The sequence below is a fragment of the Achromobacter ruhlandii genome (assembly GCF_902859695.1).
Classification (GTDB): domain Bacteria; phylum Pseudomonadota; class Gammaproteobacteria; order Burkholderiales; family Burkholderiaceae_B; genus Achromobacter; species Achromobacter ruhlandii.
The window spans coordinates 1-16557 of record NZ_CADIJL010000021.1; the positions used below are offsets into that span (position 1 = coordinate 1).

The following is a 16557-nucleotide window of genomic DNA, read 5'->3' on the forward strand; positions in this document are numbered from 1 at the left end:
GCCCATGCGCCTGCCTCGCCGGCCGCGACCCCCGCGCCCGCCGCAACCGCCGCACCGGCCGCCACCGCCACCCCCGCCGCGCCCACGGTCATCATCCCGACCGAACTCGACACCAAGGCGTGTATCTCCAAGCTGCGCAAGGGCGCCACCGCCAACGGCCTGACCCTGGCCGACTGGGACAAGTACACCGCCAAGGCCAAGCTGCTGCCCACCACCGTGGCGTCCGCCCAGGGCCAGCCCGAGGGCCGCGAAACCTGGTGGGACTACATCGCCAAGACGGTTGACGACGAGCGCGTGGCCGATGGCCGCGCGGTGCTCGCCAAGTACGGCAAGCAGCTGGGCGACATCAGCCAGCAGTACCAGGTGGACCCGGCCACGCTGGTCGCCATCTTCGGCATCGAGACCAACTACGGCCGCCAGGTCGGCAAGACCGACGTGCTCAATGCCTGGCTGACGCGCGCCTGCACCGAGAACAAGACGCTCTGGGAAAAGAACGCCTACGCCTCCGTGCGCCTGCTGCGCGACGGCGTGGTGCCGGCCGACAACTTTGTCGGCTCCTGGAGCGGCGCCTTCGGCATGACGCAGTTCATTCCCACCTCGTTCTACGAGCTGGCGGCCGACGGCGATGGCGACGGCAAGATCGATCTGTACAACTCGCTGCCCGACGCCCTGGCCTCGACCGCCAATCACCTGCGCAAGCGCCGCGCCAAGTGGACCCACGGCCTGCCGGCGGTGGTGGAGGTGCGCGTGCCGGCCGACGTGGCCGCCGCCATTCCGCCCGCGCCCGACGCCGAATACGTCGGCTCGCAGGACCGCCGCAGCATCGCGCAGTGGGCCCAGGCGGGCCTCAAGCAGGGCGACGGCTCCGCGCTCAAGCTGGCCGGCGGCAACGACCAGCAGGCCTACCTGTTCGCGCCCACTGGCGCCAAGGGACCGGTGTTCCTGGCCACCGTCAATTTCGATGCGATCCTGCACTACAACCAGTCGCGCCGCTACGGGCTGGCGGTCTCGCTGTTGCTGAACCGCCTGCAGGGCGGCCCGGCGCTGGCCACGGCCTGGCCGACGGATGACCCCGGCCTGTCGCGCGCGCAGATCAAGGAAGTGCAGGAGATGCTCAACGCCCGCGGCTATGACGTCGGCACCGCCGATGGCATTCCCGGCGCCAAGACCCGCGACGCGGTGCGCGCCGAACAGGAAAAGCGCAACCTGCCGCAGGATGGCCGCGTCGGCAAGCGCATCTACGACGCGCTCAAGGCCAAATGAGCGCCGCCGATTCCGCGCAAACTGTCGACGGCAGCGGGGCCGTGGTCTCGGGCACCCAGGGCTACGGCGAAAACGCCGCGGCCCTGGCCGAGCAGTACGAGAGCATCGCTTTCGCGGATGTGCATCGCGACGTGGCGCACCTGATCCCGGCGACGCCGTCGCGCATCGCCGACATCGGCGCCGGTTCGGGCCGAGACGCCGCCGCGCTGGCCCGCATGGGCCACCAGGTGGTGGCGGCCGAGCCCACGCCCGAGCTGCGGCGCGAGGGCCAGCGGCGCCACGCGCTGCCCAACCTGGAATGGGTCGATGACGCCTTGCCCGAACTTGCAGGCCTGCAAGGGCGCGAGTTCGACGTGATCATGCTGACCGCCGTCTGGATGCACCTGGACGCGGACGAGCGTGCCCGTGGCATGGCGGCGCTGGCGGCCTTGCTGGCGCCCGGCGGCCAGATCCTGATGTCGCTGCGCCACGGTCCGGTGCCGCCCGGCCGCCGCATGTTCGACGTGTCGGCCGAAGAGACCATCGCGCTGGCGGCCGGGCATGGCCTGTCGGCGCATCACCTCGTCAGGCGCGAAGACATGCTGGACCGCGCCGACGTGCACTGGAGCTTCCTGGGCCTGAAGCGCGGTTAGCGGGAAAGGCCTGCCCAGGCCGCCGCGCCGACGCGACCGGCACCCGCCGCGATTGCCGCGCTTTGCGCCGCGTACCGCGACGCCAGCGGTGTGTCCACGGAGCGAAAGTGCGATGGCATGCAGGGACGGGCATGGATATGATGCAAGGCACCGTGTGTGTCCATGCTTCGAGATCATGCCGTCCGCCTTGCTGCCCGAATCCTTCGTCACCCGGCGCCTGCGCGCCGAGCGCATGTCGTCGACCCATCTGCCCTTCATCACCGCGATGCACGCCGACGCCGCCCTGATGGCAACCATGGGCGGCACCCGCGACGCCACGGCCAGCCGGCGCTACGTCGAGCACAACATGCTGCATTGGGCCGAACATGGCTACGGCATGTACGTGCTGAGCGAGCGCGACAGCGGCGCGCTGGCCGGCCGAGCCGGCCTCAAGCTGGCGCTGTCGGGCAAGATCGAGCGGGTCGAGATCGCCTATGCGTTCATGCCCACCTGTTGGGGCCGGGGCCACGCCTCGGAAATCACCCGCGCCTTGCTGGCGCTGGGATTCGAACGCCTGCCGGTGGACGCGCTGAGCGCCGTGGCGATACAGGCCAACGCCGCATCGCTGCGCGTGATGGAAAAATGCGGGATGCGCTGGATCGAGACCGCCGGCGAAGGCGAGGCGCGCAAGCTGCGCTACGAAATCCGGCGCCAGCAGTGGCGGGCGCTGGCGGACGAAGCGGCGCCGATCGGCGCTAACATGCGGTCATGAGTCCCGCGAATACCCCCGATACCCCGAACACCACTCCGCCCGCCGACGACGATCCGCCGCCCGTGCCTCCCGAGGCCCCCGCGCCCGAGGAATGCTGCAACAGCGGCTGTATCCCCTGCGTCTACGACACCTACAACGAAGCCATGGACGAATACCGCGCCGCGCTCAAGGCGTGGCGGGCTCGGCATGGCGAGGCGGGGTAGGGGGCGCGGAACCGCCAGTTGGTCCGGCCTTGCCGTACCGCGGGATTCAACGGTTGCCCGGCGATGGATCCGGCGTTGGCCACTGCCGGGCCGCATGCAGCACGCGCAGCATGCGCACCGCATCGTTCTTTACGTCGTAGATCAATAGATAGTTCGGGTGCGCCACCAGCTCCCGGGTGCCAGCGACACGGCCCGGGCGACCCAGGCCGGGATGATCGATCAGGCGTCCCGCCTGCTCTTCAAGCTGTTCATCAAGCATCAGCGCCGCAACGGGGTTATCGGCCTCGATGAAATCGTAAATCGCTTCCCGGTCCCGGATCGCTTCGGGCGTCCAGCGCAATGCCCTCACTTGGATGTTTCAAGCCGGCGACGGGTCGCGGCGCGACGGGCCGCGAATTTGGTTTCGACCTCGGCGGCCGGCGCCAGGCGGCCGGCGTTGGCGGAATCCAGGCCCGCTTGCACCTCGCGGCGGAACCAGGCGTCATGCTGGGCCGCTTCCTGTTGTTGCTGCACGTACTCCCGCATGAAGTCACGCAGAAGCTGCGCGCCGGTGCGGTCTCGGGCCTTGGCGGCCATGGCGAACTCGTTTTTCAAGGCCTCATCCACTCGAAAGGTAAAGGTAGCGTCGCTCATGGTGCGGTTCTCATGTGTTACACGATAAGTGCAGCGTAGCACACCGCACCCATGGCGCATGTGTAGAGCATTCTCCACTCCTGCGGGAAAGGCAATCAGGTAAGCCGTCAGTCGAGTGATATATCCAGCACGCTCATCGGACCGGTGTCCGTGCGGCCTTACCCGCGTCGGAGCCCTCTCGCCGGCTGGTAAGGATGGTCGTGGCCCAGGGCCGGCGCAGGACGTTCCTGGTGCCGCCCCAGGGGCGTTGACCCTGACGTCCGCCTCAGCCCGCCAGCTTCATATGGATGATCGGCCGCGGCCGCCCCGCGGCATCGGTTTCCGAACGGCCCACGTCTTCAAAGCCATAGTGCTTGTAGAACCCATGCGCCTGCGGATTCTGTTCATTGACGTCGACCCGCAGGCTGCCGTGCAGCGACAGCGCGAAATTCAGCAGGCGCCGCCCGGCGCCCTTGCCGCGCTTGTTGGCGTCGACGAACAGCATTTCGACCTTGTTGCCGTTCAGGCCCATGAAACCGGCGACCTCGCCGGCATCGTCCTCGCAGACCCAGACCCGCACCGACGGCAGGTAGGTGTTGAGCACCTGCGGGTACATGGCCTGGATTTCCTTTTCGGACAGGAACGTATGGGTGGCGCGCACCGAACGGAGCCAGATGTCCACCAGGGCGAGGTCGTCGCCGTGGTTGCGTTCTCGGATGTTCATGTCGGGCGCTTGCTAATGTCCGGAGCGGTGGATGTCGGTCGCCGCCAGGACGGTTTCCATTTGCACAGTATGCGCGAAAACGAAGCGGTCCCCGTACACGGTTTCATCCGGAAACTCGGAGATCAGCGCCATCGGCAGCGCTTCCCGGTCGGTCTCCGTGACCTGCACGGGGATGCCGTTCAGCACATCGAATCCGGTTTCGAGCGCGTGCGCGTGGAATAGTTCAAGCTGGCGCGCATTGAATTCGACCAGGCCGGGCACGTTGCGGGCCAGCCTCGCCGTCACGCCCTCGATCAGGCGGCGGGCGCGTTCGCGCCAGCCGGGGTGGTGGCGCAGCACCAGGAAGAAGCCCTTGGGGATGGTCCACAGCTCGAAATTGCGCGGCAGGTAGCCCGACAGGGGACGGGTCCACTCATGGGCCGGGTAGCCGTGCAGGTTGATGTGCAGTTGCGCGCCGCTGATGGCGTGCGCCTGGTGGCGGCCCTCGCGTTCGAAGAACGGCGCGTGTTCGCGGTAGGCAATGTCGTCGCCCAGCGCGCTGTAGCGCGAGGCGTGCAGCATGTGGCGCGGATGCTGTTCGCGCAGGCGGTTAAAGAGCGCGTAGCCGTCCGGATTTTCGGCGGCGATCAGCGCGAAGTGGGCGTCGCCGCGCGCCTTGAGCGCCTGCGCGGCGCGCAGCGCGCCGACCACGCCGGAGGTCTCGTTGGCATGCTGCGCGCCCGAAATGAAGACCGCCGGGCCGGGGCCGCGCAGATAGGTGCCCAGCACCGGGCGGCCCTGGCGCGACACGGCCTGGAAGGCGTCGCCGCCGAGCGCGGCCATGCAGCCGGCGATCTGCCCGGCCGCCAGCGGCTGGCGCAGCTCGGCCAGCGGCGCGTCCAGCGCCACGGGCGCCACCGGCGCCGGCGGCGCGAAGGGTTCCAGCGTCACCAGCACGCGCGCCGCGCCGTCGTGGCGGCGGATGTCGGGAATGATCTGGCCGGGCTGCAGGCCGCGGTCGCCGGAGGGGCGGCCGGAGTGGTGCTGGAAGTGTTCCAGCAGCGTGAAGTACAGGTCCTCGTGCAGCGCCTCGAAGGTGCTGACGATTTCCTCGTCGACCGGCAGCGCGAAATCCATGCCGGGCAGGTCGACGCGGATCTCCAGCCGGTCGAAGTACGGTTCGTGCGCGCCCCAGGGATGGTTGCGCACCGTGTCGACGATGCTGCGGAAGGCCTGCTGGTACTCGGTGGCCTGGGCCGCGTCGGTCTGCACGGCGCCCTCGGCGTCGCGCACGCGCAGCCAGCCGGTGGGCGATAGCTCGGGCGTGCCGTCCTGCGCCTGGCCGAGCTGGTTGGGCGCGAACACGCGCTCTTCACGGCGTCGGCCGTCGGCATAGACGAGGGTGACGTCGTAGTGCAGGTCGGACGCGCCGGGCTTCATCGTCACGCGCACGCCTTGCAGCAGCGCCACCAGCGGATAGGCTTCGAGCGTGAAGCGCTTGGGCAGCGCGTGCTCATGCCGCGGGTAGCGCAGGTCGACCGCCACCAGGCCGTCGCGTTCGACTTCTTCCAGGAAGTAGTGCAGCAGCGGCTTGTAGGCGCTGCGAAAGCGCGCCGTCACGCCGGCCTGCGCCAGCCGCGCCTCGGCCTCGCGGCGCGCGTCGACGCCTTCGAACAGCCAGCCTTCCACCGCCGCGCCACGCCACGCCGGGGCCTTGTAGGCATGGATCCAGGCGTCCAGCGTGCGGTCGAATGTCTTTTCCAGCAATGCCATCGTCAGTAGTCCTCAATTGCCTGCCGGAGCAGGCCGCCCCAGGGCGGGGGCATACATTTACACCTTGCCGGTGGGGTCCAGGCGATCGCGCAGCCAGTCGCCCAGCAGGTTCAGGCCCAACACGGTCAGCATGATCGCCAAGCCGGGGAACACGCTCACCCACCACGCCGTCTGCATGTAGGTGCGGCCATCGGCCAGCATACCGCCCCAGCTCGGGATCATGGGATCCACGCCCAGGCCCAGGAAGGTCAGGCTGCTTTCCAGCAGGATGTTGTTGGCGACGTTCAGCGTCATCAGGATCACCAGCGGGCCCAGCAGGTTGGGCACGATGTGATGGCGGATCATGGCCAGGTCGCGCACGCCGAAGGCGCGCGCCGCCAGCACGAACTCGCGTTCGCGCAGCGCCAGCACCTGGGCCCGCACCAGGCGCGCGTACTGCACCCACTGCGAGATGATCATGAAGAAGATCACGTTGAACAGGCCGCCGCCGAGGATGGCGATGAAGGTGATGGCCACCAGGATGAACGGCAGCGCCAGCTGCACGTCGGCGAAGCGCATCACGATCATGTCCCAGAAGCCGCGGTAGTAGCCGGCGATCAGGCCCATGATGATGCCGAGCAGGGCGCCGCCCAGCACGGACGCGAAGCCCACCAGCAGCGAGATCTTGCCGCCGACGATGACGCGCGCCAGCACGTCGCGGCCCAGCGGGTCGGTGCCGAACAGGTGGGCCGCGCTGTTGAAGGGCGCCATCAGGCGGGCGGTCAGGTCCATGGACTCGCCGCCATCGGGAAACAGCCAGCCCGAGGCCAGCACCAGCACGATCATGACGCCGGTCAGCGCGGCGCCCAGCACGAATTCCAGCGAGCGGTAGCGGCTGCGCGGCTTGACGGCCTTGGGGGCGGCGGGGGAAGTAGTGGTCTGCATGGGGCTCACCGCGTGCGGATACGGGGATCGACGATGCCGTAGGCGATGTCGACGATCAGGTTGACCAGGACGATGACGGCGGCCAGCACGGTGACCGTGCCTTGCAGCACCGGGTAGTCGCGGCCGGAGATGGCGTCGAACGCCAGCGTGCCCAGGCCGGGCCAGTTGAACACCATCTCGATGACGACGATGCCGCCGATCAGGCCGCCGAACTGCAGCCCCAGGTAGGTGATGAGGGGAATGGCGCAATTGCGCAGCGCGTGCTTGTACAGCACGATGCGCTCCTTCAGGCCCTTGCTGCGCGCCACCATGATGTACTGGGCCGACAGCGTCTCCAGCATGGTGGTGCGCACCAGGCGGATGTTGGTGGCCGACAGGATGATCGCCATGGTCAGCGACGGCAGCACCAGGCTGGCCGGACCGCTCCAGCCCGACGGCGGCAGCAGCGGGAAGGTGATCGACAGCAGCAGCACCAGCATCAGCGCCAGCCAGAAGTTGGGGAACGACAGCCCCACCAGCGACAGGATGCGGATCGCCTGGTCGGTGGGCTTGCCGCGCTTGATGGCGGCCTGGATGCCCAGCGGCAGCGAAATCAGGATCGAGGCGATCAGCGAGGTGAACGCCAGCATCAGCGTGGCCGGCAACGCGTCGCCGATCAGCTTGGCGACCGAGGTGCCGCCCATGAAGCTGCGGCCGAAGTCGCCATGCAGCAGGCCCTGCATGTAGCTCAGGTATTGCTCGTGGAACGGCCGGTTCAGGCCCAGCGCCTGGCGGATGTTGGCCAAATCCTGCTCGGTGACGCTGCCCGAGCCCTGGCTGAGCATCAGCGCGGGGTCGCCGGTCAGGCGCACGGCGTAGGAGACGAGCAGCGTCACGGCCACGATCACGAAGACCGCCTGCAACACGCGTTTAATCAGAAATCCGGTCATGAGGCTCCGCCAGGGCTTTCGCCCCGGCGAATCAGTAGGGTTAATGCGTCAAATGCTTCAAGTGCCACACAGACATCACGATGCCCAATCGAGCACCGCCCCCTGGCGGGATGCCGGGGAGCCGGCTTTGCCGGTCCCCTGGCATGCCCCCTCGAGGGGGAAGCGCGCAGCGCTTCGGGGGTGGGCTCTATTCGACGGTCGTATCGACGAACCGGAAGCGGATGTCGCCCGGCACTTCCAGGTTCTTCACGCGCTTGTTCACGCCGACGATGGTGTTCAGGCTGTACAGCGGCAGTTCCAGCGCCTGGTCGGCCACGTAGCCGGCGATCTCCTGCAGCATGGCTTCGCGCTTCTTCACGTCATAGACGGTGCGCTGCGCTTCCAGCATGGCGTTCAGCTTGGGATCGTTGTCGTACGGATTCCACTTCTGGCCCGAGTGGTACATCAGGTAGGCCGTGTTGTCGTAGTCGTAGGTCCAGCCGCCCCACTGGTTCTGCCACATCTCGCCGGTCTTGCCGCCGGGGATGATGTCGTTGAGCAGCACGCCGGTCTCATACGGCTTGATGGTGGCGCGCACGCCCACCGCCTGCAGATAGCCCGACACCGCCTGGGCCACTTCGCGGAAGTTCGAATCGCTGCCGCGCACGTCGATCTGCACCGTCGCGCCCGGTTTGATGCCGGCGCCGGCCAGCAGCTTCTTGGCTTCGGCGGGGTTGAAGGGCAGGGGCTTTTGCTCGGGGTTGTAGCCGAACGACTGCGGACCCTGGAAGCTGGCGATGGTCTTGGCCTGGCCCAGCAGCAACTGCTTGACGATGGTGTCGCGGTCCACCGCCATGATCAGCGCGCGGCGCACGTCGCGGTTCTGGGTGATGCCGTTCTTGGTGTTGTAGCGCAGCGCGAAGGCGACCGGGCCGCCGGTCGAGATGACGTCGGCGTTGCCGGACTTCTTGACCGTCTCGATCAGGCCCAGCGGGATCAGCGTGGCGATGTCCACGCGCCCGGCCTGCAGTTCGGCGACCTGGGTGCCGGGCTCGCTGATGAAGCGGTACACCACCTTGTCCAGCTTGGGCTTGCCGCCCCAGTAGTCGTCATTGCGCGCCAGGGTCACGTTGACCTTGGGCTGGTAGCTCTCGAACTTGAACGGGCCGGTGCCGACCGGGTGGGTGTTGAAGTTCTCCTCGCCCTTTTCCTGGATGTACTTGGGCGGCACGATCATGGCGCCGTAGCCGGCCAGCTTGGTCAGCAGCACCGGATCGGGTTGCTTGAGGATGAAGTCGACGGTGTACTCGTCCACCACCTTGACCTCGCCGATCGAGTCGTAGTTCGACTTCTGCGGGCCCTTGGCGCCTTCCGCGCCCAGCAGGCGCTCGAACGTGAACTTGACCGCCTCGGCGTTGAACGGCTCGCCGTTGTGGAACTTGACGCCCTGGCGCAGCGTGAAGCGCAGGCGCTTGTTGTCGTCCAGGTATTCCCACTTGGTGGCCAGGCCGGGTTGCAGCTTCAGGTCGGCGCCGCGCATGGTCAGGCCGTCGTACAGGTTGCTGCCGACCGAGCCCCAGAACGTCACGAAGGTGTCGATCGGATCCCAGCTGCCCGGATCCTGGTTGATGGCGACGTTGAGCGTGCCGGCGGCCTGGGCGGTCGACAGGACCGCGGGCAGCGCGCCGCCCAGCGCCAGGGCCAGGGCGGTGGCGGTGAAGGTTTTGCGTAGGGAGAGCATGTTCAACTCCAGGGACGGGAAATCGGCCGGGCCGACGTGTAGAAAACGGAAGGTTCAGGCGGCGCGGGCCACGCGGTGGCCGGGCGCGAATTCAACCAGGGGAATGATCGCCGGCTCGTCGCCCACGCGCCGCACCGGGCTGGGGATCTCGCCCTCGATCAGCGAGGTGTCGATGTGGCGGCCGGGCTCGGCCACCGGCACGGCGGCCAGCAGCTTGCGGGTGTAGGCGTGTTGCGGCGATTCGAAGATCTGGCGGCGCGTGCCCAACTCGACGATCTGGCCCAGGTACAGCACCGCCACGCGGTGGCTGACCTTCTCCACCACCGCCATGTCGTGGGTGATGAACAGGTACGACAGGCCGCGGTCTTTCTGCAGATCCATCAGCAGGTTCAGGATCTGCGCCTGGATCGACACGTCCAGCGCCGACACCGATTCGTCGGCGATGATCAGCTTGGGGTCGCTGGCCAGGGCGCGCGCGATGCAGACGCGCTGGCGCTGGCCGCCCGAGAACTCGTGCGGATAGCGGCGCGCGTGCTCGGGTTTCAGGCCCACCTGTTCCAGCAGCTCGCCGACGCGGCGCGCGATGGCGGCCTCGTCGGTCAGCAGGCGGTGGGTGCGGATCGGCTCGGCGATGCTGAAGGCCACGGTCTTGCGCGGGTCCAGCGAGGCATACGGATCCTGGAAGATGTACTGGATTTCCTGGCGCAGGCGCTGGCGGCCGGCGGCGTCCATCGAGAAGATGTCCTGGCCGTTGTAGCGCACCGCGCCCGAGGTCGGCGCCACCAGCTGCTGCAGGGTCTTGCCGATGGTCGACTTGCCGCTGCCCGATTCGCCCACCAGCGCCAGCGTCTCGCCGGGGTAGACGTCGAAGCTCACTTCCTCGACAGCGTGCACGCGGTGGGTGACGCGGCCGAACAGATTGTGGCCGACGTCAAAGCGCGTGGTCAGCTTCTCGACGCGCAGCACCGGCTCGTCGTAGCGCGCCGTGTCCTGCTCGCGGGTCTCGCCGACTTCGCGCAGCGTGTCGCCTTCCAGCACCGTCTGCGGCGTGCGCAGCGGCAGGTCGCGGCCGGTCAGGCTGCCCAGGCGCGGCACGGCGGCCAGCAGGGCGCGGGTATAGGGATGCCTGGGCGCGCGGAAGATCTCTTCCACCGGGCCCTGCTCGACCTTCCTGCCGCGCAGCATCACCACCACGTCATCGGCCATCTCGGCCACCACGCCCATGTCGTGGGTGATGAAGATCACGGCCGTGCCCAGGTCGCGCTGCAGTTCGCGGATGGTGTTCAGGATCTGCGCCTGGATGGTCACGTCCAGCGCGGTGGTCGGTTCGTCGGCGATCAGCAGGCGGGGCTGGCACGACAGCGCCATCGCGATCATCACGCGCTGGCGCATGCCGCCCGACAACTGGTGCGGGTAGCGGTCCAGCAGCTGTTCGGCGTCCGGCAGGCGCACCTTCTCCAGTAGCGCGCGCGCCGCCTTGCGGGCGGCCGAGCGCGACAGCTGCTGGTGCAGCATGATGGCCTCGATGATCTGGTCGCCGATGGTGAACACCGGGTTCAGCGAGGTCATCGGCTCCTGGAAGATCATGGCGATGTCGTTGCCGCGGATCGCGCGCATCCGCTCGTCGGACGCGGCGGTCAGGTCGACCTCGCGGTCGTCGCTGTCGCGGAACAGGATCTGGCCGGTGGCGATGCGGCCGTTGTTGTAGTCCGTCAGCCGCATGATGGCCATGGACGTCACCGACTTGCCCGAGCCGGACTCGCCGACGATGGCCAGCGTCTTGCCCGGCCGCACGTCGAAGTCCAGGTTCTCGACGGCGCGGAACACGCCGTTTTCAGTATTGAAGTCCACCGAGACGCCGCGCACGGAGAGCAGCGGCTGGGCGGAGGAGGCGGGAAGGCTAGACAACGTGGATTCTCACAGCGAGGTGGCGGCGCGGGCGGCCTGGTCGTACAGGCCCGACAGGGCGCGCAGGGTATTGGCCAACTGGTGGCTGGCATCGTCCGCGGCGGGGGAGTCGATGAAGGGTTTCACCAGGCATTGCTCGCGCACTTCGGCGTAGCGCTGGATCGCGGCGGCGCCGGCATCGGTGGTGGTGTAGATCACTTCCTTGCCGGTCTTAGCGCTTTGCACCACGCCCAGCCGCTCCAGCTTCTTGAGCGAATAGTTCACCAGGTGGGTGTCTTCGACATTGAGCGTGAAGCAGATGTCCGCCAGTTTCTTGCCGCGGCCGCGATGGAACACATGGTTCAGCACCAGGATGTCCAGCGAGGTCAGCTCGGGCAGCCCGGCACAGGCCATGCAGCGGACCATCCAGCGATTGAAGGCGTGCGAGGCGATGATCAGGCCGAACTCCACCTCGGACAGCTCCGGGGCGGACGAGGCGAGATGGGAGGAGGAAACAATGGCGTCCCGGACGGAAACAGGCATGGGAGGCAGATGGGGACGGATCGACAATAAAACGTTGGCGAATTATTGACGATTTGTGGATATGCAGGCATCCGGGATAACCCGTGGATATAAGTCGCCCCCGGGGTTCATGACCGCAAGTTATTCCGGCGGCGGCGTCGCGCCAGGATCGTCGGGACGCCGAGGCCGCCGTGCAATCCGGCTTCCCCCTCGCGCGCCATGCCGCGTCACGCGCCGTGCGGGTTGCCCAGCGCGAGCGGATGCGCGCCGCCGTGCGATGGCGCGCGGACCCTCGCTATGTCGCGCCCGTCGATTCCTGCAACAGCCCCAGGTCGGGCGGGCGGTTCTCGATGATGGCTTCCATGCTGAAAAAGCCCGTCACGGTGGACAGTTCGAAGTCGGTGATGAGCTTTTGGTAGAAGCGGTCGTACCCGGCGATGCCGCGGCAGACCACCTGGATCAGGTAGTCCCAGTCGCCGCCGATGCGGTAGAAGCCGGTCACTTCGGGCAGGCGTTCCACGTGCTTGCGAAAGCCGTCGGCCCATTCCTTGGCGTGATGGCTGGTGCGGATCATGACGAACACCGTCAGGTCCAACCCGAGTTCGGCCAGGTTCACCTCGGCGCGGGTGCCGCGGATGATGCCGCAGGCGTTCAGCCGCTGCAGTCGGCGCCAGCAGGCGTTCTGCGACAGGCCGACCCGGTCGGCCAGCTCGCGCTGCGACAGCGAGCCTTCGCGTTGCAGGCAGGAAATGATATTCAGATCAAACTTGTCAATTTTTTCCATAATCCAGTTCAAATGATCTGTTTTTGGAGATTTTAAGGAAAATTTAGGTGAGGTTTCAAAATTCCTTCCATCGTATGATATTCCGATAATTTTCCCGCCAGCCGTTTCTTCGAATCCTCATCATGTCTACCCCCGCGACCCCGGCCACCACAGGGCCGTTGCGCCAGTTCCAGCAATCCCTGCAATCCCCCGACATCATCGCCAGCCTGGCCGACGGCCTGATCGGCAAGGACGCCGTCATCGAAGGCCCCTTTGGCCTCAAGCCGCTGGTCTACGCCGACTACGTCGCCTCGGGCCGCGCGCTCATGCAGGTCGAGCGCTTCGTCCTGGAACACGTGCTGCCGTACTACGCCAACTCGCATACCGAGGCCTCCTTCTGCGGCGGCTTCATCACGCGCCTGCGGCGCGAGGCGCGCGCCGTGGTCGGCCGCTGCTGCGGCGCGGGCGACGAGCACGCCGTGATCTTCTCCGGCTCGGGCGCCACCATGGGCATCAACCGCCTGGTGCACCTGTTCGGCGTGCCGGCCGCCCTGGCGGCGGGGCGCAAGGTGCGGGTCGTCATCGGCCCCTACGAGCATCATTCCAACATCCTGCCGTGGCGCGAATGCGGCGCCGACATCGTCGTGCTGGCGGAAAGCCCGCAGGGCGGCCCGGACCTGGGCGAACTCGACGCCGCGCTGCGGGCGCCGGACGGCACGCTGGTCATCTGCGCGCTGTCGGCCGCCTCCAACGTCACCGGCATCGTCGCCGACGTCGAGGCCATCACCCGCCGCGTGAAGCGCGCCGGCGCCCGGATGATCTGGGACTACGCCGGCGGCGCGCCGTACCTGGACATCCGCATGACGCCCGCGGCCGATGCGCCGATCGACGCCATCGTGTTCTCGCCGCACAAGTTCATCGGCGGGCCCGGCGCGTCCGGCATCCTGATCGTGCGTCGCGACGCGGTCGTGCCGACCACGCCCACCTTCCCGGGCGGGGGCACCGTCAAGTTCGTCTCGCCCAGCCACCACGACTACAGCGCCAGCCTGGAAGCGCGCGAAGAGGCGGGCACGCCCAACGTGGTCGGCGACATCCGCGCCGCGCTGGTGCTGCTGGTCAAGGAAGCGCTGGGCAACGACCTGATGGCGCGGCGCAACGCCGCCTTCGTGCGGCGCGCGCTGGCCCGCTGGCAGGGCGATCCCCGCCTGGAACTGCTGGGCTCGTTGACCGCCCCGCGTCTGCCGATCTTCTCCTTCCGCGTGCGCGACGGCCAGGGCGGCTACGTGCACCAGCAACTGGTCACGCGCATGCTGAGCGATCGCTTCGGCATCCAGGCCCGCGGCGGCTGCGCCTGCGCCGGGCCTTACGTGCACAACCTGCTGGAGATCGACGAGGCCGAATCGGCGCGCATGCGCCAGGCCATCCTCGATGGCCGCGAAATCGAAAAGCCGGGCTTTGTCCGCCTGAATTTCAGCGTGCTGCTGTCCGAGGCCAAGGCCGACTTCATCCTCGATTCGGTGCTGGCATTGGCCGCCGACGCGACCGAGTTCGAAGACCGCTACGACTTCGACCCCGCGCGGGCCATCTTCTTCCCGCGGCCCGCCTCGGCGGTGGCCTGAGGCGGTCGGCGGCCGCGCATCGCGGGGGCCTGGCCCGCGCTGCGCGACCCTCCCTTCATTCCTTCATGTAGGGGCCGCAGGTATTGATCCAGGCGGTCTTGAGCGCGGCCAGGTTGTCGGGCCGGTCCTTCATCGCGCGCACGGTCTTCTCGGGAAATTCCCCGCCGTCGCGCACGCATTGCTCGTAGTCATCGACCAGCTCGAACTCCATGTCCAGCAGGTCCAGCCGACCCTGGCACAGCGGCGCGTTCAGCTCCTGCCAGTTGGCGGTCTCGCGTCCCTTCTGCACGTTCACCGCCTCCTGGTAGCGGGCGGCGCTGGCGTCGAACCGCGCCACGCATTCCTTGGCCGCGTGGGCGGCGCCCAGCGGCAGGGCACAGGCAAGCAGGAGCAGGGCGGACAGGGGGCGGGGCAGGAACATGGGTAACGGTTTTCCGGCGCGGCGTGGCCGCGAAATGCAATGGCGCATCATAACTGCCGCATCCGACGGAATCCGATGCGCAACATATCAGACTGGTCCAATAGGCAAGCGCGTGTCTACGCAGCATATTGCTTTCCCTCGAACCAAAGGGAAAGTCATGCGCAAGTTGAAATACGTTGGCAAACGGATGCTTTTCAGGCTGTCGCCGTCCTTGGCCGAGCGCTGCGGGATCGATTTCAGGATTGACATCCCAAGCCGGGCCTTTCTCGAAAAACAGGTGTTTGGCTACCTGAATCACCAGGCGGCGGTGCAATCCAAGGCATCGGAGCTGCTGTTCATCGGCCTGGACAAGCATAATTGGCACTACCCCAGGCTGCTGCGCGCCAACTTCCATTCGTTGGATATCTCGCCACGCAGCGAGGTTTATGGCCGGTCGGGGCGGCATTGGCGAGGCGACGCGCTCGAGATGGCCGCGCACTATGGCGCGAACTGCTTCGACGTGGTGATTGCAAATGGGTTGCTCGGCTTCGGTATCGACACGCCGTCGGACCTCCGTCGCCTGTTGACGCAGTGCCACGCCGTGCTCAAGGCCGAGGGCCTGCTGGTGCTGGGTTACAACGATCTGCCCGAGCGCACCCCCTTCCCGGTGGAGGTGCAGGGCGGGTTTCGGGAGTTCGTTCCCGGTATCGAAGGCGTGGCAAGCGCGCGCCATCTGGTCGATGATGCGTACCGGCACGTCTATTGCTTCTTCCGAAAGGTCGGTACTCCATGAAAGGAGCGCGCGCCGTCGCCGCCCCGGGCGGGCCGGGCGGGCGGTGCCTCAGGCTGGTTGTGCTTGCGCGACCGGCATGGCCGCCTCATCCGCTCATTCCACGCCATTGCGTCCGGACATCTTGCCGCGATACAGCGCGGCATCCGCCTGCTGCATGATGTCGTTCAGCGCCTACGTTCCGGCAAAGCCGTGCGACACCCCGATGGTCGCGGTGCAGCGGATCGGCCCCCGCGCGCGGTCGCCGGGCACCGGCGTGGGTGATCGCCTCGCGCAGCCGTTCCGCCAATTGCATGGTGCCCTTGCGATCGCTGTCTAGCGCCACAACCACGAACTCTTCCCCGCCAAGACGGCACACCAGATCACCCTGGCGCACCGTGTCCTGCAGCACCCGCGCCACCAGACTGAGGATCAGGTAGCCGGTCTGGTGGCCCTAGGTATCGTTGATCTGCTTGAAGCGATCGATGTCCACGATCGTAGATGCGGATAGCCGATGTCGCGCTGGCGGAAGTGCGCCTCCAGATCGTCCATCAGGCTGCGTCGGTTCATCAGGCTGGTGAGCGGATCGCGCGTGGCCATCGTGCGCAGTTCATCCGTGAGGCGGCGCAGGATCAGGCAGACCAAGGTCGGCGGCAGCGCCGTGCCCAGGAATGACACTCAGATGTGGAACTCCGTCTGGAATTGGCTCTGTATGTCCTAGGCCGGCATGCTGCCATCCAGGATCAGCGCGAAGTTCGCCGCGTTGAGCGTGCAGATGCCGCCCACCAGGAAGGAGAACACGATCATCTCCGAGCGCAGGTCGCGGGCGAAGGCGCGCGAGCCGTGCAGCAGCCACAGCGTCATCGCCAGGAACAGCAGCGCGCATAAGGTCGCCAGAGCGCATGCCGCGCCGCCGTCTACACGATTTCGACCCACACCTGCGCGGTAGTCTAGACGCCGCATTGAGCCGCATTGGCGCCAGATGGTCCTCTGGTTGGACAAAATGTAAGCGGAGGTTGCGCGCAACCTCAACAGTGGTGGATAGGGGGCGGCGATCCTTTGGCGCCGCCCGATGCGCGATTGCGTT

20 protein-coding genes are annotated in these 16557 nt (G+C 67.4%); 6 read left to right on the forward strand and 14 right to left on the reverse strand.

Translation table 11 applies throughout. The features are described 5' to 3' along the window. The 4 genes from HV742_RS21695 to HV742_RS21710 form a co-directional block, all read left to right on the forward strand. The coding region (locus HV742_RS21695) for a lytic murein transglycosylase (protein WP_175146325.1) at positions 1-1263 on the forward strand (1263 nt) is incomplete at its 5' end. Further along, positions 1260-1895, forward strand: coding sequence for a class I SAM-dependent methyltransferase (locus tag HV742_RS21700; RefSeq protein WP_059271593.1), 636 nt, complete (start codon positions 1260-1262; stop codon positions 1893-1895). The genes HV742_RS21695 and HV742_RS21700, both read left to right, overlap by 4 nt. 175 nt (positions 1896-2070) lie before the next feature. Next, on the forward strand, positions 2071-2646 hold the full coding sequence (locus HV742_RS21705; protein WP_175146326.1) for a GNAT family N-acetyltransferase: 576 nt from the start codon (positions 2071-2073) through the stop codon (positions 2644-2646). Further along, on the forward strand, positions 2643-2849 hold the full coding sequence (locus HV742_RS21710) for an oxidoreductase-like domain-containing protein (RefSeq protein ID WP_053514712.1): 207 nt from the start codon (positions 2643-2645) through the stop codon (positions 2847-2849). The genes HV742_RS21705 and HV742_RS21710 overlap by 4 nt, the downstream gene beginning before the upstream one ends. Before the next feature lie 46 nt (positions 2850-2895). Here HV742_RS21710 and HV742_RS21715 read toward each other — a convergent pair whose 3' ends face one another. The 10 genes from HV742_RS21715 to HV742_RS21760 all read right to left on the reverse strand — a co-directional run bounded on the left by HV742_RS21715 (position 2896) and on the right by HV742_RS21760 (position 12703). Further along, entirely contained in the window at positions 2896-3198 is a 303-nt protein-coding gene (locus tag HV742_RS21715) for a type II toxin-antitoxin system RelE/ParE family toxin (RefSeq protein WP_175146327.1), read from the reverse strand. Continuing rightward, positions 3195-3482: a CopG family ribbon-helix-helix protein gene (locus tag HV742_RS21720; protein WP_068952646.1), complete on the reverse strand. Its 288-nt coding sequence runs from the start codon at positions 3480-3482 to the stop codon at positions 3195-3197. Before HV742_RS21720 ends, HV742_RS21715 begins: the two co-directional genes overlap by 4 nt. Before the next feature lie 265 nt (positions 3483-3747). Beyond that, the gene (locus tag HV742_RS21725; RefSeq protein ID WP_054415951.1) at positions 3748-4185 is read right to left on the reverse strand and encodes an acetyltransferase; all 438 of its coding nucleotides are present in this window, start codon (positions 4183-4185) and stop codon (positions 3748-3750) included. 12 nt (positions 4186-4197) lie between these two features. Continuing rightward, a complete protein-coding gene (locus HV742_RS21730) occupies positions 4198-5937 on the reverse strand; it encodes a M14 family metallopeptidase (protein ID WP_068952645.1) in 1740 nt (579 codons plus the stop codon). A gap of 57 nt (positions 5938-5994) precedes the next feature. Then, positions 5995-6861, reverse strand: coding sequence for an ABC transporter permease (locus HV742_RS21735; RefSeq protein ID WP_175146328.1), 867 nt, complete (start codon positions 6859-6861; stop codon positions 5995-5997). A 5-nt stretch (positions 6862-6866) separates the two neighbouring features. Continuing rightward, a complete protein-coding gene (locus HV742_RS21740; protein WP_006385014.1) occupies positions 6867-7790 on the reverse strand; it encodes an ABC transporter permease in 924 nt (307 codons plus the stop codon). 187 nt (positions 7791-7977) lie between these two features. Further along, the gene (locus HV742_RS21745; protein WP_020928525.1) at positions 7978-9510 is read right to left on the reverse strand and encodes an ABC transporter substrate-binding protein; all 1533 of its coding nucleotides are present in this window, start codon (positions 9508-9510) and stop codon (positions 7978-7980) included. Positions 9511-9564: 54 nt separating this feature from the next. Next, complete coding sequence (locus HV742_RS21750; RefSeq protein WP_367647961.1) at positions 9565-11418, reverse strand: ABC transporter ATP-binding protein; 1854 nt, start codon at positions 11416-11418, stop codon at positions 9565-9567. A gap of 9 nt (positions 11419-11427) precedes the next feature. Continuing rightward, positions 11428-11940, reverse strand: a complete 513-nt coding sequence (locus HV742_RS21755) for a winged helix DNA-binding protein (protein WP_054415947.1) — start codon at positions 11938-11940, stop codon at positions 11428-11430. 274 nt (positions 11941-12214) lie between these two features. Continuing rightward, on the reverse strand, positions 12215-12703 hold the full coding sequence (locus HV742_RS21760) for an Lrp/AsnC family transcriptional regulator (RefSeq protein WP_217482414.1): 489 nt from the start codon (positions 12701-12703) through the stop codon (positions 12215-12217). A 122-nt stretch (positions 12704-12825) separates the two neighbouring features. On the opposite strand from HV742_RS21760, the gene HV742_RS21765 reads away from it, so the two are divergent. After that, complete coding sequence (locus HV742_RS21765) at positions 12826-14301, forward strand: aminotransferase class V-fold PLP-dependent enzyme (RefSeq protein WP_175146329.1); 1476 nt, start codon at positions 12826-12828, stop codon at positions 14299-14301. 55 nt (positions 14302-14356) lie between these two features. Here the strand turns inward: HV742_RS21765 and HV742_RS21770 are convergent, their stop codons facing one another. Further along, the gene (locus HV742_RS21770; RefSeq protein ID WP_063580081.1) at positions 14357-14722 is read right to left on the reverse strand and encodes a hypothetical protein; all 366 of its coding nucleotides are present in this window, start codon (positions 14720-14722) and stop codon (positions 14357-14359) included. Between the two features lie 157 nt (positions 14723-14879). Between HV742_RS21770 and HV742_RS21775 the strand changes: the two genes are divergently transcribed. Then, on the forward strand, positions 14880-15494 hold the full coding sequence (locus tag HV742_RS21775) for a class I SAM-dependent methyltransferase (RefSeq protein ID WP_175146330.1): 615 nt from the start codon (positions 14880-14882) through the stop codon (positions 15492-15494). Between the two features lie 85 nt (positions 15495-15579). Here the strand turns inward: HV742_RS21775 and HV742_RS32325 are convergent, their stop codons facing one another. From HV742_RS32325 to HV742_RS32335, 3 genes are read right to left on the reverse strand one after another with little or no spacing between them, the layout of a single operon-like run. Further along, positions 15580-15891 carry a diguanylate cyclase gene (locus tag HV742_RS32325; protein WP_367647962.1) on the reverse strand — a complete coding sequence of 104 codons (312 nt, stop codon included), beginning with the start codon at positions 15889-15891 and terminating at the stop codon, positions 15580-15582. Positions 15892-15902: 11 nt separating this feature from the next. Next, on the reverse strand, positions 15903-16148 hold the full coding sequence (locus HV742_RS32330) for a GGDEF domain-containing protein (RefSeq protein WP_254601210.1): 246 nt from the start codon (positions 16146-16148) through the stop codon (positions 15903-15905). Between the two features lie 39 nt (positions 16149-16187). After that, positions 16188-16406 carry a hypothetical protein gene (locus HV742_RS32335; protein ID WP_254601211.1) on the reverse strand — a complete coding sequence of 73 codons (219 nt, stop codon included), beginning with the start codon at positions 16404-16406 and terminating at the stop codon, positions 16188-16190. Between the last annotated feature and the right edge of the window lie 151 nt (positions 16407-16557).